The following is a 21,253-nucleotide window of genomic DNA, read 5'->3' on the forward strand; positions in this document are numbered from 1 at the left end:
CCTATTTACGATGGCGGATCTATTATTTCTATCCACAAACATAATTTTATTTCATCATGAACTGCAACATTCTATCGAGCTGGCTATGTATCGTCACATTAATTAGTTACCTGGGGATCGTCCGAACTACACACGCGCAAACGCTGACAACGACGAATTTGCCTATTGTCATTATCAACACAGAGGGGGGAACAATTACCGATGAGCCGGGTATCGTGTGCAGTATGACCATCATCAATAATGCCAGTGGTATTAATAACGTTACCGATCCTGCGAACGAATACAATGGGAAAATAAAGGTTGAATACCGCGGCTGTAGCAGCCAAAATTATCCCAAGAAACCATTAGGTATTGAACTACGATCAACAACCGCCGTTACAACCTCCATTGATGTGCCTCTATTTGGCTTTCCCGAAGAAAGTGACTGGGTACTCAACCCTTCTTACATTGACAAGACCTTCATGCGGGATGTAGTAGCCTATCATATGGCCAACGTATCGGGACGTTATGCATCGCGCACAAAATATGTAGAAGTCATCATTAATGGCAGTTATCAGGGCATCTTCATCTTCGAAGAGAAAGTCAAACGTGATCCCGGACGAATAAATATTAACAAGCTGGACCCGACCGACTTAGGTAGCAACTCCATTACCGGCGGTTATGTTGTTAAGATCGATAAAGCCTGTGGCAATTTTGATCCAACCCATCAATGGCAATCAGCTTATTCCAGCCCAGGTGGAACTCAAAAACATTACTGGATGACCGATTACCCAAACGACGCCAATATTGTTTCACAACAATTTACCTACATTAAAACATACATTAACTCCTTCGAAACAATGATGTCCAGCAGTTCATACTGCTCGGGCTACAACAGCTATATAGCCGATAGCACATTCGTTGATTATATGTTGGTTGAGGAACTATCGAGCAATGCCGATGCGTACCGCTTTAGCACGTATTTGGCGAAAGAACGGAATAGCAAAGGAGGGAAATTATCCGCTGGCCCTGTCTGGGACTTTAATCTGGCGTTTGGGTTTCTGACGAGTGCTTTTGATGGCAATGCACAGAGTTATCAGGGCTGGCGCTATACAGCTCCGGGGGATCCTTCCTTTCCAGTACCTTTCTGGTGGGGAAAGTTGTTGGCCTGCCCTGCCTTTGGTACAAACTTTGTCTCGAGGTATCAAAAATTGCGCCAAACTGTCTGGAGTACGCCTACGCTGATGGCCTTCATTGATGCACAGTATGCGTTGTTGAACCAGGGAGCCTTTAGTCGTAACTTCCAGAAATGGCCAATCATTGGCGTTTCTACCTGGAACGATTCCCCTTCCTATAACGGAGCTACACTACAAAATGAAATCGACTACCTAAAAACCTGGCTGACGAATCGCCTGGACTGGATGGACAATTCAATCTGTGGATTTAGCGGGACTCCGACTGCTACACTAAGTACCACTCAGTCAGCTCCTATTGAAGAGGGACAATCGGCTCCGCTAACCCTAACATTTACCAATGCATCTCCATGGACCTATACACTGTCAACGGGCCAAAGCGGAACAGCAACAAGCAGTACTGCCATTGTAACCGTAACGCCAACCCAAACGACGCCTTACCTTATTCAATTTGTAAAAAATGGCTGTGGCACAGGTACAAGCTCTGGAACAGCCCTTGTTACAGTCTTACCAGCACTGGCCGATTTATCACTTGCACTGTCCAGTAATCAACGGGTAGTGGCTATTGGCGATACTGTTAGCCTGGATTTAGCTCTTTCTAACGCGGGCCCTAAAACAGCCCACTCGATTCAGATCGAAGATCGATTGCCTGCCGGGTTAGCTTTTGTAGGGAGTTCGTTATCAACCATAACGCAGAATAACGATGTCATTACCATAACCACAGACAGTTTAGCCGCGGGTCAAACGGCTCATTTTAGTTATAATCTTACCGTAACGAACAACGGTAGCTTTATAAACGCAGCTCAAATAAAATCCAGTAGCCGAACTGACCCCGACAGTCAGCCCAACTCGGGCACCGGTGACGGGCAGGATGACGAAGCCCTAGTTGATCTTCGAACACGCGATACCAATGGTCAAATCAGCGTTTCGCCCAATCCCAATCAGACTCCATTACCACCCGTACAGAGTAACCAGCCACTGCCTGATCCTGCCAAAACAGATTTGAGTTTAGCAATAAGTAGCGATAATCTGGTGATTAATCCCACTCATTTACTGAGTGTTAGCCTTACGGTCAGTAATCGAGGGGGTGCTGCAGCCAGCAACATAACCGTACAAATGCTATTACCAGATGGCTGGCAAGTGACGAATACAGCTGCTTTAACCATCAATGGTCAAACCGTATCAGGTACCATTAGCGCTATTCCGGCCAATAGTTCGGGAACACTCATTTTATCGATCCAACCCACAACTACCGGAACCCTCAAGGCACAAATAGCGAGTGCAACCCCCAACGACTCTGATTCTACACCGAACAACGGCTACATAAATGGCGAGGACGATGAAGCCATTTTAAGTCTTCGAGTTAGTAACAATTAGGATCAACATAGAGAAGGGCCCTATCACGATGGGGCCCTTCTCTATGTTGATCCTTTATTCTTTTCGGAGAATCTCTTCCAGAAAAGCCCGAAACTTATCGGCAAATTCAGGTCGTTTCAGGGCAAATTCAACCGTTGTTTTCAGGAAATCGAGTTTATTTCCAATATCATGCCGCTTTCCTTCAATGCGATGTGCGTAGAGGTTTTCGCGTTTAAGTAACAACAACATGGCATCAGTTAACTGGATTTCATTGTTTTTGCCAGCTGGTGTTTGTTCCAGCATGGAAAAGATTTCGGGCGTTAAAATGTACCGACCCGCAATGGCTAAGTTCGACGGAGCATCCTGAATATTAGGTTTCTCAACCAATGTATTCAGTTCCCAAATCCGATCACTTAATGACTTGCCGCCAACAATACCATAGCGGTTTACCTTGTCGTGGGGAACTTCTTCAACAGCAATTACCGAGCAGCCATATTGAGCGTATGTATCAATCAATTGCTGGGTTACGGGAATCACCGAGTCCATGATTGTATCGCCAAGTAACACCGCAAATGGTTCATTTCCAACATGATGACGAGCATATCGAATGGCATCGCCCAGACCATTGAGTTCGCGTTGGCGAACGTAGTGCAGGTTGGCCATATCGGAGAGTCGGCGCATCTCATCCAGCAATAACTGATCTTCTTTTTCTTCAAGCCGGGTTTCAAGTTCGTGATTTCGGTCGAAGTGATCCTCGATCGCCCGTTTGCCTTTTCCCGTAATAATCAGAATATCTTCGATACCCGAATCAACGGCCTCCTGCACCACATACTGAATGGTGGGGCGGTCAATAATGGGCAGCATTTCTTTAGGTTGAGCCTTGGTGGCAGGCAGAAACCGGGTTCCAAATCCGGCAGCAGGAATAACGGCTTTTTTGATCATGATTTTGTAAGGGCAGGGGGCGCGGTGCAGGGAGCAGGGGAAATTCTGCGCACCATGCCCCGTGCTCCGCGCTAAACTACATAAGGCTTAATAACACGGGCATTGATTTTTTTCAATTCAACGAAAAGGCGGTTCAGCATGGCATCATCTCGGTAGAGGCCAATAATGGAGCCGCCTGAACCTGTAAACGAAGCCGATGCCCCACAGGAGCGAGCCGTTTCAATCATTTTTCGGTTACGATCGCTGATGTTATAAATCTGGGAACGAAGGTCGAAGTTACGATTGACAAGCTCATTTACGCCACTGATGTCCTGCTTGAGCAGCGCTTCGCGTCCCTGTCGGGCTACATCAGCAATCGAGTTCATCGTTTCAATCACAGTAACATCACCTTTGAGCCATCGTGCCCGAACATCATTATGCACCTGCCCCGACTGTTTTCCCAGATCGGTATTATACGCAATGTAGAGTTTGGGCAGCAAACGTGGGTCTATCGGTTCATATTGGCCATACCCCTGGCGTTCCATGGTAGTCCGATCGAAATCCATATACACACAGCCCTCATAGCATTGAATAACACGATCCTGTAAGCCAGCCGTAATGCCTAACTCTTCGGCTTCGGTAGCCAGCACCAGATTCGGGAGTATAGGTTGCGGAATCTCAACGCCGTAGAATTGCATAAGAGCCCTGAACGTAGCCACAATAATGGCACTGGAACCTGACAAACCAACCTGACGTGGAATGGATGTGTTGTAGCGAATCGAGAAATTCTGGTTCCGAAGTCGAATTTGTTCGGTTTCGCAATATTCTGCGAACTTCTTGATGGCTGCCTTCAACAAGGGTACGCCACCATGATAACCAAGCGTACTTACAGAATCACGAAGGTGATACAGGCTTCTGAATACATTGGTATCCTGAGGCTGCGGTTCAATGTGCAGTTCGGGGGATGGATAAAGCGTTACGGACGCGCCAAAATTACGAACGGTAATGGCGATTGTCTTACCAAAAAATCCGTCTGACGGATTGCCGAGCATCCCAGCTCGGGCGTAGGCACGGGTTTCGATGAGCAAAATAAAAGGCGGATTCTGTATCCGCAGGCTTAGCTAACAATTAAACGGCAAGTTTACGAAAGAATATTCAGCATAAAGTAGTCCAACTTAGCCATACAATCAATAAAAAAGCGATCAGGGGTTTCCCAATCGCTCTTCCATCCATAGGTTAGATTAACGTAGTATCCCTCTTTAGTCTACCTCGTTTTTCTCCACATCCGTTTTATCTTTTCCGCTATACCCTACATGATGGGGGTCGTAGCCTTTATTTGGATCATCCCCCTCTTCTAAGTAGGTTGCATCGGCGCGGTGCAGAAGGGCATCATCAGAGGGGTTTTCAGCCACTTCGCTTAAGGTCTTAGCAGCCTCGTCGCTCATCATCCGCCCTTTAGGAACTTCAGAAATAGCGTCCGCATCAACGTCCCATTCCTGATTGCCACCCAGACTGGCAGGCTGAGCATCAATAGGTCGGCTACCGTCTAGATTGGCTTCACGACTATCGTGCGTCAGGTGCATATTTTCGCTATCCATATCCATACCGGATGTAGAGTCTTTATAAGCGTTGGTGCCAACCCCTTCTGATTCATGACCAAAATCGGAGGTACCGTGTTGGTTAGGGTCTTTTGAATAGTACTCAGGATCTATTTTTTCCGGATCGAATGGTGACGTAGTTGCCATAGCGTTAAGTGTTTTTTTACTATAACCGGAAATGGCTGTGGGTTGTTTTTGAATGAGAGGGGGAGGAAGGAGGAAAGGAAAGAGAGGGAGGAATTAAACGGTCACTCCCCTTTCTCCCTCTCCTCCCCTTCCTCCCTCCTCCCTTTTATCTCTTCCAGCAGTTGATCATTGGTTTGTTGAAGAAGGGCAACCCGCTCGTTGAGTTGAAACAAAAGGAACTCTACATTACGCAATCGCTCCTCGGTTGTGATGGCTGCCGATGGCGAATTGAGTGTCTTAAACATTAGCCCTTCTCCCCGTAATAGCCAGTCGCCATTGACCTGCGGATAGGCCACTAATATTTTTTCGAGTGTATCGTAGCGGGGCTTCAGCCGACCGTGCAAGATATGGTATACTTTTTCGCCCCGGTGTTCACCAAGCTGGCGGGCAAATTCCAGCACACTAATATTGAGCGAGTCAATTAATTCCTGAAGGCGCAGGTGAATTGTCATAGGCGGGGGTGATCGGAGCGCGGAGCAGGGCGCAGGGAGACTACTTCGCCCCGTGCGCCCTGCTCCGCGCTAAAATTACACAAAACTGAGTAAATATATTGGCAAATATCCTAGGAAATGGCTTTGTGAATTACACAAAAGTATGTATATTTAAACCTGTAAACACAGCCCGTAAAAAGGCAAAAGGGACCGCAAAATGGGTCCCCTGCTTGAACAGTAAACAACAAATACTAATGAACACACAAAACAAAAGCCAAATCGAGACAATTCAAAGCGGAGAGCCATTGAATGTGGATCAAAAAGTGAATCAATTAGCTGGCGAGTTGGTCAGTACTGGTGTCGCCCGGCGATACAAATACCTGGAAGGACACCCCCGTCAGTATCGATTCGATGCCAAAGAAGGTGTGTTCAACATTAACGGCACCGAGAAATTAGGCCGTACCTTAACCTTCCAACCCCTGGCCTGGCGGATTTTTACGGACAATATCCTGAACATGGGGACCAAAAACTGGGCAGAAATTTTCTTCATCGACGACAAGAACTGCGTGTCGGCACTGCTGTTCCATGGCTATTCGGTCGATAATATTTTCCGACTCATCGAACCACTCTACTACGACGACCTTACACTGGCCGATGTGGTCATTACAGCCGTTGCCGAGAAGAAAGAATACACGAAGGTGCAGCCCAAAGGTGTGTACTACATCGCTACATTCTCTTACAAAATTGGCGACGCACAGAAAACAGCTGAACTGAAACAGTTTGCACAGGAAGTCAAAATCTTTCGACAGGAAACACTTACCGATATCGCCAATATCAAAACGGCGATGAACTACTATAACCCATTCGTCAATCTTGCCGACGAGCCTGAGTTATTATCAGCCGGTTAGTACGTGGAGTAGGTGAAGTGAGTGGAGTGAGTTAACTGACTCACTCCACTCACTTCACCTACTCCACTCATTCCAGATACTGCACGAATTGCACCCAGACACTTATTCCATGCTGACATCCCCTATTTCAATACAAACGACTCCTCACCTGATTACCTCCGGCGATTTTTACCGGGCGCTACCGAGGGTGTCGAACTCAGATTTAACACGCCTGAAAGAAGAACATCTGGGCTATTGGTCAACCCCGTCGACTCGATTTATACCAGAAAAGACAAAAGTATTTGGCCGGGCCTTTCACCAGCACTTACTCGAACCAGAAACCGTTGGTACTGTGCTATCGCAGTTGCTGCCAGATATGACCGATATGAATGCGCTGGCTCCTGCCCAAACCAAGCAGTTGCAAACGCTGATGCAAACCATTCGACAGGACGGTTTTTGCCGCCGGTATCTGCGCCAGTCGGATCGGGAGCGTGTTGTTCTGTCAATGGAACCAACAACGGGTATTCCCTGTAAAGCCCGGTTAGACCTGGTTTATACCAGTCCCAAACGCCGGAATGCCCTGATCATTGACCTAAAAACAACCTCAGCCCGGACACAAGCGCAATTTCTTGAGTCTTGCTACACCTATGACTACGACCGGCAAGCGGCTTTTTATGTGGATAGCCTACGGCATGCCGATTCGGGCGAATGGGATGCAACCCGGCAATTCCGGTTCGTGTTTGTTGGTGTCATGAAACAACGGCCACATCGGCTGTTTGCGGTGGATGCGTCGTCAATCCCCGGTTTTCTGGATTATGGACGCAAGAAGTACCGTTTCTGGCTCCGCAAATGGCAGGAAGAGCGGGCGCAGCCAGAACTGGTAGCTTCCGCCTGGAGTATGAGTGCCTGATTTGTTTGTCGTTCGAAGTTTGTTGTTTGATGTTCTCCCTCAACCACAAACCTGGAACGACAAACTTCAAACTAGTTAATCAACGTATGAACGCTTCCATAATAACACTTACACCTACCCCGCTCCACTTTGATTGGGGAACCGACGGACTGGTGCTCTGGATCGAGGAATTAGATAGAGCCGACAGTGTGGTAGGCCAGATGAAGGAAGTAATGGACCGAATTGCGTTCGCTATTGAACTGCAAACGGGCTGGGATCACCGTACAGATGGCAATACCCTGCATCCGCTCTATGGCTACCGGCTTCTGTTGCGCGATGCGTCGGGTTGCTGGAACGCCATCCAGACAGATGAGACAGGCCACTTTACAGGGTTGGTCCCGCTTGAAGAAATGGATTATGAACAGGCTTATGACAAAGTGATGTGGCTGGAGTAAGTTAGCAATTCGTGGTGTACGTAAAGAGGTGAAGTATGTGGCATAGGAATAAACCTACTACACATACTTCACCTCTTTACGTACACCACGAATTGCCATGCAACCTTTCAGGCCTGGTTTACATCTTTACTTAAATGTCAATCAAAATTCAGAAAGCGCATCATGAAAATCCTGATTACTTCCCTCCTCCTGGCTCTCGTTGCCTTGTCGCCTACGTTAGCTCAGTCAACTGTTGACGCGAAAGATATTATGGCCAAAATCAATCGCAAGGAAGCAGTTTCCTATCAAAACGTAACCATCACTGGCGACCTCGACCTCACAAATCTGGCAAACCGTAAAGAAGTACGGGAAGGCAGTTGGAAAGGAGATTCACATGAATTCTTAAGTGTTGTAGAAGTACCCCTGACCTTTAAAAACTGCACATTCAAAGGCAAATTTCTGGCTTACCACACCGACGAGCAGGATGGGAAACGGATTTTCAACACGAACAACACCGTTTATAATGCCGATTTTACTGAGGCCGTAACCATTGACGGCTGTACGTTTGACGATGATGCCACCTTTAAGTATTCGAACTTTAGCCAGCGGGCCATTTTTACCAACAATAAATTCGGCGAGGAAGCTCTATTCAAATACACTAAATTCCGTAATGCTGCCGATTTCAGCGGCTCAACCTTCCGGGATTACGCCGATTTTAAATACACCAAGTTTGATGAGTCGTCTTCGTTCGAGAAAACAACATTTGAGCGTTCTGCCGATTTCAAATACACCAAATTTGATGAAGTAACGAACTTTCAGAAGGCTCGCTTCTCAGGCAATGCCGATTTCAAATACACCCATCTCCCACGAGGCACCAATTTCGACGATGTTCGTTTTGACGGCTCCGCCGACTTCAAGTACACAACCCTTGATGGCCGGAAATTTTCACCGAGCAGATAGTTGATTAGCGAAGTAGAAGGAGTTAGAAATTAGTGAAGTGGGTGGAGTATGTGTAGTTTGTGAAACGACTACACGTACTCCACCCACTTTTACTTACTTCGCCTATTCCACTCACTCCACCTACTTCACAAATTAACCATTTCCCAACTTGCGTGTTTATCAGAAGGTTACATCAATTACGCAACGTTTTGAAACGGACTACCAAAATTCTTATCGCAGTAATCGTTCTGCTGGTTATTGCCCGCTTGTTATTGCCCTATTTTGTACTTCGGTACGTCAATAAAACTCTGGCCGACATGGGCGGCTATACAGGCCACGTCGAAGATATTGATATTCAACTCATTCGGGGTGCCTACCAACTTGATAATCTTCGTATCCGCAAAATAAACGGCAAGATTAAAGAGCCATTTCTATTTATTCCCAAAACGGATTTGTCGGTTGAGTGGAAGTCGTTGCTAAAAGGCAAATTAGTCAGCGAAGTGGAGTGCTATGAACCGGAAATCAATTTTGCGTTTAGCGAAAATGAAGCCAGCAATCAAACCGGAGCCGAGGTCGACTGGACGGCTTATCTGAAAAAACTGTTGCCCATTAGCATCAACCGCTTTGCCGTTGTCAATGGCAAAGTGGACCTGACCAGTTTGGTTACCCAACCTCGTGCCGATTTGTCGATGCAGCGATTTCAGGGAGAAATTCGAAATATCCGTAACGTTGAAGACAAGAATAAACAGTTACCCTCGCCGGTTGTAGCCTCGGGCGATGTTCTGGGTTACGGGGGAACCATGAACTTTTCGGCCAATATGAATTTACTGAAGGTCGTCCCGGATTTTGATTACAATCTCCGGTTCAGTAATCTTCAACTAGTGAAACTTAATACCCTTGCCCGCGAATACGCGAACCTTGACTTTGAACGGGGCACTGTGAGTGTATACAGTGAGATGGCCATGCTCAACAAGAAGCTCAATGGCTACATCAAGCCGCTCACGAAGGACATGCAAATTTTTAAGTTAAATGAGCACAAGGGACGATCTGTAGGTCGATTTTTTACCGAGCTCATTGCCCAGGGCGGCACCGAAATCCTAAAGAATCAAAAACACGATCAGGTAGCTACACGCATTCCCCTGAATGGTACAGTCGATAATATTGAAACGGCGCTCTGGCCAACCATTTTCGGTATCCTGCGCAATGCATACGTTGAGGCTTTTAAAGGCGAGTTCGATAACAATATCACCTTAAAAGACGCTTTTAAAGGCCTTAAAGACGATTATAAAGCCAAACGGGCTGAGCGAAAAGCGGAACGGAAAGAAAAACGGGCCGAGCGAAAGGCGGCACGGAAAGAGAAGAGAGCAGCGCGAAAGGCCGAACGAAAAAAGGGGAAATAGGCGGCTGCGTCTTTTAGTGACGTCGGTTACTTATAACCGACGCTGCGAGGTTTCTCAAAACCGAGCGTAACTAACTCGGTTTTGAGAAACCTCGCAGCGTCAGGTTGAAGAACCTGACACCACTTGCACACCACCGATTTTACCGAATTGTATCTACCCGCGTTGCACCTCCCCGACGTAGCGAATCCGGTGCTAACCTGCGTTGTTTCCGGTTTTTAGGCGATGCAGTGTCTTTCGTAGACTTCATTTTGGGGCGGGGCGGGTTTGCCTGCCGGGTATCTGTCGTTGACGTGGATTGCTGAACAGCGGGCGACTGACCGCTTTGGGCAAATGCACCTACAAAAATAAAGCTGCTCAGTAGGCTGGTGATAAAAAAGAAGCGTTTCATAATGTCGATGAGTTGGTATAGCTATATAACGACAGAAGGCGCTATTCGGTTACTGCTATTGAGCAAAGACAAGTTTGTTTTTCGACAGCTGTCGAAAAATATGAAATCAAATCACCCTGTATGGAATTTAGCCCGATCATGCATCTGTTACGTAAGCAGCCTCCAGCCTATGTTTCTGAAACTGTTCCGTAAGCCTAAACCCATACATAACCGCTCTCGCAGCGATGCCGCCGACTATGTGGCGGCTTACCGAGCCACGGGCGATCTGGCAATTTTGGGTGAACTCTATGAACAACACATGGAGCTGATTTATGCCGTTTGCTATAATTACCTGCGCGATGAAGATGAGGCTAAAGATGCCGTCATGAATCTGTTCGAGCAGTTGGTAACTGACCTGCGTCGGCATGAGGTACAACAATTTGGCCCCTGGCTGCATAGTGTGGCCCGGAATTATTGCCTGATGCAACTGCGTAAAAATCAGGCGCATCCTAAAACGGAGCTGGTGACAAATGCCACTGGCGACGATGTAGATGAGCTGTTCCTGACTGATGAAACCGATTCGCTGGAACTAGAGGAAGATCTAACACGCATGGAAGCCTGCCTTAAAACACTGCCAGCCGAGCAGCAAACCTGCCTGACGTTGTTTTATCTGGAACGCAAGAGCTATACGGAAGTGGCCGACCTGACTGGATATGACATGAAACAAGTGAAAAGTTATTTGCAAAATGGTCGACGAAAGTTGAAAATTTGCATGAGTAAAGAGGATCTATGAACGACCAACTGAGTTTCGAGGAGTTACGGGCTTATCAGTCTGGACGACTGAATGGGGCAGCACGGCACCGAGTTGAGCGATTGCTGCTGGAGAATCCATTCTATGCCGATGCACTGGCCGGTCTGGAAGCCATGCAGAAAACCGCAACTGGCGTGACCAGCAGCTCCATGACCGACCAAATGGCCGATCTGCGGGATGCATTGCACCAACGTATTCATGAATCTGCTAATCAGAAACGATTATGGCCCCTGTGGATCGCAACGACCACGGCAGCCATTCTATTTATGCTGGCAATGGCTATTTATTTTATCTTTTTTGCGCCTAAACAGCCTGTAAAACCCAAGCCGGTCACGCCAATAAAAACAGCTATGCATGATTATAAGTATGCAAATCCCCTAGAGCAGAAAACTATTCTTTTCAGACCGGCCTGAGCCTGCTTATGTGGCAAGTTGTGCCATAAAAATGATAAAAGTCTTTTAAGAAAAATAAAACATTTGCCGGAGGTCTGACGTTAACCGGGCATATCAACTTATTGATTCGTCCATGTTTCGCGCAAATTCATTACGCTCCACCATCCTAGCATTTATCTTCGTTTCTGGCTGTGTATCAAGCCTTTTTGCTCAACAACGCTTTAGTGTAGGCCCCCGTGTGGGCTTGAATTTATCTAATTATTGGGGTGATGCCGATAATATGAAATTTACCCCAGGGCTCTCGGCAGGTGCTTTCGTCATGTACAGTTCGCTGAATCACTTCGGGATTTCAGCCGATTTTTTGTATTCCCAACGCGGTACGAGCTACAACGACAACCAGAAGAAATTCATTCAGCGGGTTAATTACCTCGAGATTCCGGTTGTTGCCCGTTATTTCCTGACCTTGTCGGGCAATTTCAGACCGAACATTTTTGTTGGCCCTTCACTAGGTATTAAGCTGAATGCGAATCGTCTTAAAGGCGACTATCTCCAGGGTACGGGGCCAGTTCTCAATGGCGAAAACAGCCTAGCGTTTAACAATCTGGATTTGGGCGCAACAGGCGGTATTCAACTTAACTGGGGAACGGGCAACCGGCAGCATTTCCTGATTGACGCCCGTTATACACTTGGCCTAAGCGATGTACAAACCGATTTTCCAAACTATTGGACTAGACGCAGTTCATTGCAAAACTCGACATTTACGTTAGCCCTGGGTTATAGCTTCGGAGTGGGCCGGGAACACCCCAGCCGCTACAGCCGCTAAATTGATGTACGAGTTATGATTTCCGTCGGCCTGCGTCGGCAAAAAAACGCAACTCGTACGTCGTAACTCGTACATCATACTTTACTTTCGTCCTCGCCATTTCACGTTTTACGGAAGTGGCGAGGACCTTTTTTTGTATTTTTGACACTTCACGACCCCAATTTAGTTCTCATGCCATCCTGTCGGTCTTTTGTTTTTGGTTTATTCAGCGTTTTATTGTCCCTTCCGGCTCTGGCGCAAACAACCGTACCTACCTTTCTTAAACTTAATGCACGCCAAAGTTGCTGGGTCGATTCGGTGTTTACCAATATGGCTCCCGACGACCGTATTGCACAACTGATTATGGTGGCTGGCTACTCGAACCGGAAACCCGGCTACGAAGACTCCCTCATCACACTCGTAAAAAACAACAAGCTTGGTGGTGTTGTCATGTTTCAGGGTGGCCCTACGCGCCAGGCCCGGTTAACCAATCGGTTGCAAGCCAACTCGAAGGTGCCTCTGCTCATTGCCATGGATGCCGAGTGGGGTATTGCCATGCGTCTGGACAGCACGGTACGTTATCCGTATCAAATGACGCTCGGTGCCATGCAGGGTGCAGGTTCTGATTCGCTCATTTACCAGATGGGCGCTCATTTAGCGAAACAGGCACGCCGATTAGGGATGCACGTGAACTTCGCCCCTTCCGTCGATGTCAACAATAACCCCAATAATCCGGTCATCAATTTCCGGTCGTTCGGTGAAAACAAGTACGATGTAGCCCGCAAAGCCCTTGCCTATATGCGTGGCATGCAGGATAATCAACTGTTAACCAGCCTAAAGCACTTTCCGGGACACGGCGATACCGGCACCGATTCGCACTACGACTTACCCCTGATTACTAAAAGTCGCGCGCAACTCGACTCGCTCGAACTCTATCCTTTCAAGCAGTTGATCAACGCAGGTGCTGCGGGCGTTATGATTGCCCATTTAAGTATTCCGGCGCTGGACACAACCCGGAATCGCCCCTCTACCCTTTCGCCTGCCATTGTTACGAACCTGCTTAAGAACGAACTGGGTTTTCAGGGTCTGATCTTCTCCGACGCCATGAATATGAAAGGCGTAACCAAGTATTTTCCATCGGGCAGAGCCGATGAACTGGGGCTGGAGGCTGGCATGGACGTTCTGGAATTTACGGAAGATGTACCGGCGGCACTTTATCTGATCAAGCAAGCCATTGCCGATGGGCGCATGACGCAGGCTTCACTAGATGCCCGCTGCCTGAAAGTACTGAAAGCTAAAGCCTGGGTTGGCCTCGATCAGTACAAACCCATTGCGCTGGAAAATCTGGTAAGCGACCTCAATCCGGTACAGGACGAATTGCTTAACCGGAAACTCACCGAAGCCAGCCTGACCGTTTTGAAAAATGATCAGAATTTACTGCCGCTGCAACGGTTAGATACGTTACGAATTGCATCGGTAGCCATTGAGAGCGACAAAATCACCGCATTCCAGCAAATGGCGGGCAACTATACGCTAATTAAGCATTTTAACATTACCTCAAAAACTCCCGATTCGACACTGGCTCAGGTACGCGATTCGCTCAAAAACTACAACCTGATTTTGGTTGATGTGCATCTGAACAACATCCGGCCAGCGGTTAAATACGGTCTGCAAACTAAAACCGCCGGCCTGGTTGGCGAGTTGGTTGCAACGGGAAAGGCAGTCGTCACGGTGTTTGGCAATGTATATGCGCTGGACAAACTGACATTTCCGATGGATACGGCCCAGCCCAGCCGTAATATTGAGAAGGCGCGTGCCATTGTTATGCCCTACCAATTGACCAATTACACCGAGGAATTATCGGCGCAGTTGATTTTTGGGGCCATTGGTGCATCAGGTAAACTACCCGTTACCGTCAATCAGCGCTTCCGGGTGGGCGATGGTATGCCCATAAAGCCCATTGGCCGACTCAAATACACTATTCCTGAAGAAGTGGGAATCGATAGCCGGTTTCTGACCCAGCAGGTTGATTCCTTGGTGAATGTAGGTCTGACGCAGAAGGCATTTCCGGGCTGTGTCGTGCAAATGGCTAAAGATGGCAAAGTGATTTTCCGAAAAGCCTACGGCAAGCACACCTACGATGCCTCCTTAGGTGCCGAACCCCTGCCTGTGCAATTGGATGATCTTTACGACATGGCCTCAGTTACCAAGGTGAGCACCTCAACACCCGCGCTAATGCGCTTAGTGGACGAAGGCAAGTTTAACCTCGACGGTAAAATGGCGGATTATCTGCCCGGCTTTAAAAAATCAAACAAAGCGGATTTGGTCTGGCGCGATGTGCTCACCCACCAGGCCCGGCTGAAAGCCTGGATTCCTTTCTGGATGGACACCAAAAATCCGGACGGTACCTGGAAACCCAAGACCTTCAAAGCGGAACAGTCGGGGCGTTACCCGATTGAGGTGACGGATAGCTTGTTCGAATTCAGAAAGTATCCGAGAACCATTTTCCAGCAAATCCGGGATTCTCCGCTGAATGCCAAGAAAGAGTACGTGTACTCTGATCTTTCGTTTATTCTTTATCCGCAAATTGTGAAGCGAATTACGGGTGTGGATTTTGAGGATTACATTAAAACGACTTTCTATAAACCATTAGGAGCCAGTACACTAACATTTTTACCACGCCGATTTTATCCTTTAAATCGCATTGTTCCTACCGAATATGATTCACTGTTCCGTAAAACACTTATCTGGGGGCGTGTGCATGATGAAGGCGCGGCTATGCTGAACGGGCTATCGGGGCATGCGGGTTTATTTGGTTCCGCCAATGACCTGATGAAAGTGTATGAGATGTACCGACAGAAGGGTAGCTACGGTAGCCAGCAGTTTATTTCTCAGAAAACGATGGCGGAGTTTACCCGGTATCAGTTTCCGGAGTTAGGCAACCGGCGCGGGCTGGGCTTCGATAAACCGTCGTTCACTTATTCGGGCAATGGGCCTAAGTCGGCAACGAAAGCCAGTTTTGGGCATTCGGGTTTTACCGGCACATTTGTCTGGGTTGAACCCGATCCGGCCTATAACCTTACCTATGTGTTTTTATGCAACCGGGTTTACCCAACCCGAAACAATCCTAAACTAGGCAATCTGAATACCCGCACCAACATCGTTGAAGCATTGTATCAGGCAACAAAACGAGGATTGCAATGAACGATCATCTGATTCAGCTACTGAATTACGAGCTTTGGGCCAACCTCCGCGTTATCGGCTCGCTCGAAACGATCCAAAATCCACCAGCGCGCGCGCTTGCCGTAATGGGCCATATCCTGTCGGCACAGCACGTTTGGCTTGGCCGTATCACCAACGAATCGGTCTTTGTGTCTATTTGGGAAGATATTCCGGTTAGCTGGATGGCCGAAACCGCCGAGCGTCAACATCGTCAGCTAACGAGTTATCTGGATGGATTAGCTGAGTCCGATTTAGGAAAAACGATCGCCTACAAAAACTCGCAGGGGGTGGCGTATCAAAATACGCTCCTTGATCTGTTAACCCATATGAGTCACCATGCGGCCTATCACCGAGGGCAGGTCGTGCAACTTATCCGACCCATGGTAGCCGAAGCCCCCGTAACGGACTTTATTGTCTGGAAGCGGGAAATGCTCTGAATAGCACGAACTTCTACGTTCGTGCTGATTATTCTTCGGCCTCTCCTGTTCACGCTTGGCTTTGCCGAGTGTGGACTATCTTTTCAAGGGTCTCTGGCCCGTTTTTGATGTATTCACCGGCCAGAGGCCGTAAAAAATAGTCCACACTCGGCACAGCCAAGCGTGAACAACTGGCGCGAACGAAGAACGTTCACGCTATCGAGGAAGCACCTAACAAGTCCTTGATTTATAGATTCCTGCACTTAAATTAACAGCATGAGCTAAACTCATTATATTGATAGTTAGTTAACAGTACCAACTACCTACCTCAAAGTTCTACCATCCTACTCACGAATAGACTTATGAAGTTGTCGTCAAAAAGCTGGGTAAAACTACTTCTTGTGGTAGCGGCAGTCCCCCTTTTAGCGGCAGGTGTCGTGTATTTTGTGCTGGTGAATAATTTAAAAGACGTAATCACCTACGCCATTGATAAAGAAACAAAGGGGGGCTATACCTTCCAGAGTAAGGACCTAAACCTGTCTATTTTAAGCAGAACCGTTACAATAAATGGCTTGGTCTTTGCCCGGAAAGACACCACGAACGTACCGTCTTATTACACAGTCAAAATTCCCAATGCTTATTTATCCATTGAATCCTGGCAGGAACTCCTGCTAAACAAGAAGTTATTAGTCGATAGTTTTTCTGTTTCCAGGCCCGAGGTTGTCGTTCATGATTATCGCATCCATTCAAAAAGCCACAATCAAACCCGTTTTCATACATCGAGTATTCTCGAGAATCTTCAAAAAACCCTGGACCATTTACATGCGAAATCATTCAACATTCAGGGTGGATCGTTCGCATTGATCAAACGAAATTCGTCAGGCCCATTTGTCATTAAAGATATCAACCTGGTCGTTCACAATTTTTCTAAGCTTGATAATGATAACCGACGGGTGTTGGGCTCCGATCACATTGAGGTATCGCTGGGCAAGCAACAGTGGGTGTTATCCGATGGAAAAAATACGCTAAGCTTTCGGGGATTGCGCTTTGCCAGCGCTACGCAGCTATTTGAAATAGATTCGGTTCATTTCCGCAAACCCGCTACTGCCCAAAAAGGGGAGATGAGTTTGCGGGCCGAGAAGTTCTTCTTCAACTCAAGGCATTTACCTGCCGTGTACCAGAAAGGTGAATTGTGGCTCGATACCCTCATTTGCGTCAGACCCGTACTCACCTTGCCGATTGAAAGTCGGAAAGAGCAGATAACCGATACGAGTGGCACAATTCACGCGAACATCAAAACCCTGTTCAAAACCGTAACGATTGGCTACACACGGGTACAGGATGGCGAAATCTTACTGGCGAGTAAGTCGAACCCGGCCTCCAGGAGTGGCACGCAGAAAGCGAACCTGACCATTTATAATCTGACGCTCAATCAACAAAGTGACCACTCGCTTACCACGGATAGCGTTAACCTGAGCTTACGTAATATTGCTTTTTTTTCGCCCGATAGCCTGTTCAAAATCGGGGTTGAATCGTTTCAGGTGCTCAAGAAAGACCTCATTTTCAGGAATGTACTCTATGGCACTACGTCCCGAAAACTAACCGGCAAAGGCTTGACTTTTAAAGCCCCGTTGCTGCATCTACACAATATTAGCTTTGAAGATTTGATGCAGAAGCGACTTGTGGCTACTGCTGCCGAACTGGTTCAACCAAGCATTGCGATCCTGGCTACCCCCAAAGCAGCAGTACACCCAAAGCCATTTGTTGTGGCAACCGCACCACCCAAAAAAGTTGATTTATTCAAGACGTTACACGGTCTGGGCGAGCTTCTCCAGGTAGACAACTTCCGGATTATCAATGCCAATGCGCAGTACAAACTATCGGGCGAGAAGCCGATGGAAGTAAGCATGAAAAATATGAATGCTACCGTTTTGCTGAACGACTTTTTAGTGAGCGATTCGTTGATTGACATGAAGCACGCCATTCCGAACCTGACCGTGGCCAGTGCCCAGTTGCGAACGAAGAAGCTAAACGTTGCCCTGACGAATTATACCCTCTACGGAAAACAACGGTACAACGGCGTTGATAAGGTACAGATGAGCTTCCCCAACGGAACCGCATTGACCGCCAATAACGTGTATTGGGAAGCTTTCGGCTGGGATGCACTTCAGCAATCGAAAGACATCCAGATTGAGTTACTCCGCGTTCATGACTTAGTGGTTGACATGAAAACTACCGCAAAAAAAAGCCTAAGTCCGATCCCTACCCATACATCGGCACACACTCATGAGTCCTTACCGCTACTCCATATTGCCCGGTTAATGGCCGACCACCTAACGCTGAATGCTGCTTTACCCCAACAAATGCGGGCGGGTTTTCAGGGGTCGGCAATACGTATCGATAGTCTGACAACGGAAACGGACTACTTTAGCTGGAATCAGATCAGCGGCAAATTGACTGATCTCTATCTTAATCAGCCAAGTACTAAACAGGTTTCAATTGCCCAGGCAGAGCTAAATAGCCAGCAAATCACTACGCTGACCAACGTGCGTTACACAGACAATAGTCCGGGCAAAAAACTCGAACTTGCTCTGCCTCAGCTCCGGGTGGTGGCCCCATTTAAGTCGACTGATTTTTCAACAATTCGTCTGCAATCAGTATACCTTGAGCGCCCGGAACTAACCCTGATTACAGAAGGCATATCGAAACCCGAACGTCCAGTCAGTGCGTTTTCTATTCCATTCACATTTACGCTGCACGAATTGGACGTTAATGCGGCTAAGGTTAATTACCTCAACAAAAAAGAGGGGGATTCAGTGAGCGTCCGAACGGTGGTTGATATAGATGCAAAAGGGCTATATGGGGCTAAACAGGAAGCCCTTACGTTTGCGTCTTTACAAGTAACGCCAAGTGCTATAACGCTTGCCAGCCCCCAATTAAGGACGGTAGTCCCATCTGCCTCCGTACAGCTAACGAACGGCAGATTATCGGCTACAAAGGCGGGGAAACCCATTCTGGTCGGCGATTTGCACGCAAGCCTTGCCGCTACCGACTTGCATCCGGTGCTCAAATCAAAAAAAGCGGCCCCTCCCAGTGAGCTTACCGTTGGTCACGTTAAAGCGACGGTCGATTTTCCGGATTTTAGCTGGACAGCAGGCAAAAAAATAGCCTGGTCAACCTGGATGAACCATACAAATCTGGCCATTACAGACGCTTTACTGCAAAGACCTTCCACCACATTTCAGGCCGGAAATGTAAACTGGACACCTAAAAACGCCCGTCTGCAACTCAATAATTTCCAGATAACTCCGACAATGCCTCAGGAGGAGTTTATGGCACCAACCCATTTTCAGGCCGATTATATTACCGTAAAAGGGGATGAAGCTCAATTGAACGGGCTGAATATGGCCCAATGGCGTCGCGATTCGACTATCGCCATTCAGCATATTGTTGTTAAAAACGTGACGACGGATGTATCGCGGGATAAACGATTGCCCGATCCAGACTTTATGCCAGAAAAGTTAATGCCTACCCGATTAATGAGTCGGGTTAACATACCCTTTCAGATTGATTCGATTTCAGTCATCAACAGTAATGTTATTTACCACGAGACCTCCAAATTGACGAACCGAGTGAGTAACGTACCGTTGATGAACATCAATGGGGTGCTGAAAAACATTACCAATCGCCCAAGAAAAACGACCGACAGCTTAGTGCTCAGGGCCAGTACTAAACTACTGGGACTAAACATCAATCGGCTGACTTACCGGGAATCCTACGGCGATTCGCTGGCGGGTTTTCATATGCTGCTCAACACATCGGATGTACACCTTTCTGAAATGAGCTCAATAACAAACCCGATGATAGCCGCAAATCTGGACGGGGGGTACGTGCAGCCCATCACGGCCCGGGTTGTGGGCAACCGATATGCATCGGTAGGTAACATGCACTTTTATTATAAAGATTTAAAAATCAGCCTGCTCGCTCCTGCTGATACAACAAAAAAAACGCTGTTAATCAAATTAAAGAACTTCGTTATCGGCAAGGTTTTACGTAAGAAAAACGAAGCCGATTCGCGTATTTTCTATGATCGTGATCCGCAGACCTTTATTTTCGGCTACTGGATTAAAACGATGACGAGTGGAATATTGACTAGTATTGGTGTGAAGGGAAATAAAAAATACCGCGCTAATTATTTGAAATTGAGCCAGCAACGCCCGTTGCCTGTTGACGAATAAAGCTGTCGTGCCGACCGTCCCGGTTGGTCGTGTAATGCTGCATTTCTCTACAACCGGGACGATCGGCACGACAAAAACACCATCTGTATAGAAGCCATTATAAAGAGCAAATACCAAACCTATAGTTACTAATTTCCTCTCAACTGGCGGATTTTCACTATTATCAAATCCCTATCGGTCTTATCTTCGCATTCGCTTTTGGCAGGCTGCGCAATAGACCTGTTCATAAACTCGAAGTCAATTTTCTATGAAGTATTTGATCATCCTCACCTTGTTTTTATCACGTAGTGCATTCGCGCAGCTCCGATTGCCAACCAATGAAACAGGCCAGGTTCAATATCAGGAAATCGTACGTGTACCAGACGCTAAATTGCCAGCCCGGCAACTGATGAGGCAGCTTCATGATTGGGCCGAATACTATTATGCGGCAGAACCAACTGCCGAACAGCAATACGATCCGGAACATAATATCCAGTTTATCAAGGCAACCTACCGGATTGATGATCAGGCTGTTCGCTACACCCTTACAGTTGAAGCTAAGTTTGGTCGCTACCGTGCTACCATTACCGACTTGATTGCCGAAAGCAAAGGCATCAGTGTGCCGGTCAGAACAACCAGCAGCACAGCCGATGAACTGGAACGGGCAGCTGGTGGCAAAATCACGAACCGGAAATTAATTGAGCAGGCCGCTCGCCAACAAGCCGAATTATATCAAAAAATTGACAAATCCTGCCGCGATACCTTAGCCAATCTGAAACAGTTTTTAACAACCTTGCAGAAATAGGTTTTTGG

The 21,253-nt window shown here is 47.4% G+C and carries 18 protein-coding genes; 13 read left to right on the forward strand and 5 right to left on the reverse strand.

All coding sequences use genetic code 11. The features are described from left to right. Positions 1 to 56: 56 nt before the first annotated feature. Entirely contained in the window at positions 57 to 2,549 is a 2,493-nt protein-coding gene (locus ACYVGO_RS12795) for a CotH kinase family protein (protein WP_460969604.1), read from the forward strand. A gap of 54 nt (positions 2,550 to 2,603) precedes the next feature. On the opposite strand, the gene galU is transcribed toward ACYVGO_RS12795, so the two are convergent. From galU to ACYVGO_RS12815, 4 genes are all read right to left on the reverse strand, one after another. Next, complete coding sequence (gene galU, locus ACYVGO_RS12800) at positions 2,604 to 3,470, reverse strand: UTP--glucose-1-phosphate uridylyltransferase GalU (protein WP_460969605.1); 867 nt, start codon at positions 3,468 to 3,470, stop codon at positions 2,604 to 2,606. Positions 3,471 to 3,541: 71 nt separating this feature from the next. Further along, positions 3,542 to 4,537: a mevalonate kinase family protein gene (locus ACYVGO_RS12805; protein ID WP_142771192.1), complete on the reverse strand. Its 996-nt coding sequence runs from the start codon at positions 4,535 to 4,537 to the stop codon at positions 3,542 to 3,544. A gap of 171 nt (positions 4,538 to 4,708) precedes the next feature. Next, on the reverse strand, positions 4,709 to 5,194 hold the full coding sequence (locus ACYVGO_RS12810; RefSeq protein ID WP_142771191.1) for a hypothetical protein: 486 nt from the start codon (positions 5,192 to 5,194) through the stop codon (positions 4,709 to 4,711). Between the two features lie 101 nt (positions 5,195 to 5,295). Then, entirely contained in the window at positions 5,296 to 5,685 is a 390-nt protein-coding gene (locus ACYVGO_RS12815) for a helix-turn-helix transcriptional regulator (RefSeq protein WP_142771190.1), read from the reverse strand. A 233-nt stretch (positions 5,686 to 5,918) separates the two neighbouring features. Here ACYVGO_RS12815 and ACYVGO_RS12820 point away from each other — a divergent pair, with 233 nt between their 5' ends. The 5 genes from ACYVGO_RS12820 (at position 5,919) to ACYVGO_RS12840 (ending at position 10,213) form a co-directional block, all read left to right on the forward strand. Continuing rightward, entirely contained in the window at positions 5,919 to 6,572 is a 654-nt protein-coding gene (locus ACYVGO_RS12820) for a hypothetical protein (protein ID WP_142771189.1), read from the forward strand. 109 nt (positions 6,573 to 6,681) lie between these two features. After that, positions 6,682 to 7,461: a PD-(D/E)XK nuclease-like domain-containing protein gene (locus tag ACYVGO_RS12825; RefSeq protein ID WP_460969606.1), complete on the forward strand. Its 780-nt coding sequence runs from the start codon at positions 6,682 to 6,684 to the stop codon at positions 7,459 to 7,461. Between the two features lie 86 nt (positions 7,462 to 7,547). Then, entirely contained in the window at positions 7,548 to 7,895 is a 348-nt protein-coding gene (locus ACYVGO_RS12830) for a hypothetical protein (protein WP_460969607.1), read from the forward strand. A gap of 162 nt (positions 7,896 to 8,057) precedes the next feature. Then, positions 8,058 to 8,834 (forward strand): pentapeptide repeat-containing protein, encoded by a 777-nt coding sequence (locus tag ACYVGO_RS12835; protein WP_142771186.1) that lies wholly within the window; start codon positions 8,058 to 8,060, stop codon positions 8,832 to 8,834. Positions 8,835 to 8,986: 152 nt separating this feature from the next. Continuing rightward, a complete protein-coding gene (locus tag ACYVGO_RS12840; protein WP_460969787.1) occupies positions 8,987 to 10,213 on the forward strand; it encodes a DUF748 domain-containing protein in 1,227 nt (408 codons plus the stop codon). Between the two features lie 139 nt (positions 10,214 to 10,352). Here the strand turns inward: ACYVGO_RS12840 and ACYVGO_RS12845 are convergent, their stop codons facing one another. Beyond that, positions 10,353 to 10,601, reverse strand: coding sequence for a hypothetical protein (locus ACYVGO_RS12845; protein ID WP_460969608.1), 249 nt, complete (start codon positions 10,599 to 10,601; stop codon positions 10,353 to 10,355). Between the two features lie 169 nt (positions 10,602 to 10,770). Between ACYVGO_RS12845 and ACYVGO_RS12850 the strand changes: the two genes are divergently transcribed. The 7 genes from ACYVGO_RS12850 to ACYVGO_RS12880 all read left to right on the forward strand — a co-directional run bounded on the left by ACYVGO_RS12850 (position 10,771) and on the right by ACYVGO_RS12880 (position 21,245). Next, positions 10,771 to 11,373: an RNA polymerase sigma factor gene (locus tag ACYVGO_RS12850; RefSeq protein WP_460969609.1), complete on the forward strand. Its 603-nt coding sequence runs from the start codon at positions 10,771 to 10,773 to the stop codon at positions 11,371 to 11,373. Next, complete coding sequence (locus tag ACYVGO_RS12855) at positions 11,370 to 11,804, forward strand: hypothetical protein (RefSeq protein WP_460969610.1); 435 nt, start codon at positions 11,370 to 11,372, stop codon at positions 11,802 to 11,804. The genes ACYVGO_RS12850 and ACYVGO_RS12855 overlap by 4 nt, the downstream gene beginning before the upstream one ends. A 112-nt stretch (positions 11,805 to 11,916) precedes the next feature. After that, positions 11,917 to 12,606 (forward strand): porin family protein, encoded by a 690-nt coding sequence (locus ACYVGO_RS12860; protein WP_142771182.1) that lies wholly within the window; start codon positions 11,917 to 11,919, stop codon positions 12,604 to 12,606. 171 nt (positions 12,607 to 12,777) lie between these two features. Continuing rightward, the gene (locus tag ACYVGO_RS12865; RefSeq protein ID WP_460969611.1) at positions 12,778 to 15,789 is read left to right on the forward strand and encodes a glycoside hydrolase family 3 N-terminal domain-containing protein; all 3,012 of its coding nucleotides are present in this window, start codon (positions 12,778 to 12,780) and stop codon (positions 15,787 to 15,789) included. Then, positions 15,786 to 16,244, forward strand: coding sequence for a DinB family protein (locus ACYVGO_RS12870; RefSeq protein WP_142771180.1), 459 nt, complete (start codon positions 15,786 to 15,788; stop codon positions 16,242 to 16,244). Before ACYVGO_RS12865 ends, ACYVGO_RS12870 begins: the two co-directional genes overlap by 4 nt. Positions 16,245 to 16,585: 341 nt before the next feature. Continuing rightward, on the forward strand, positions 16,586 to 20,461 hold the full coding sequence (locus tag ACYVGO_RS12875; protein WP_460969612.1) for an AsmA family protein: 3,876 nt from the start codon (positions 16,586 to 16,588) through the stop codon (positions 20,459 to 20,461). A gap of 247 nt (positions 20,462 to 20,708) precedes the next feature. Next, a complete protein-coding gene (locus ACYVGO_RS12880) occupies positions 20,709 to 21,245 on the forward strand; it encodes a hypothetical protein (RefSeq protein WP_460969613.1) in 537 nt (178 codons plus the stop codon). Positions 21,246 to 21,253: the final 8 nt, after the last annotated feature.

Source organism: Spirosoma migulaei, from assembly GCF_054776855.1.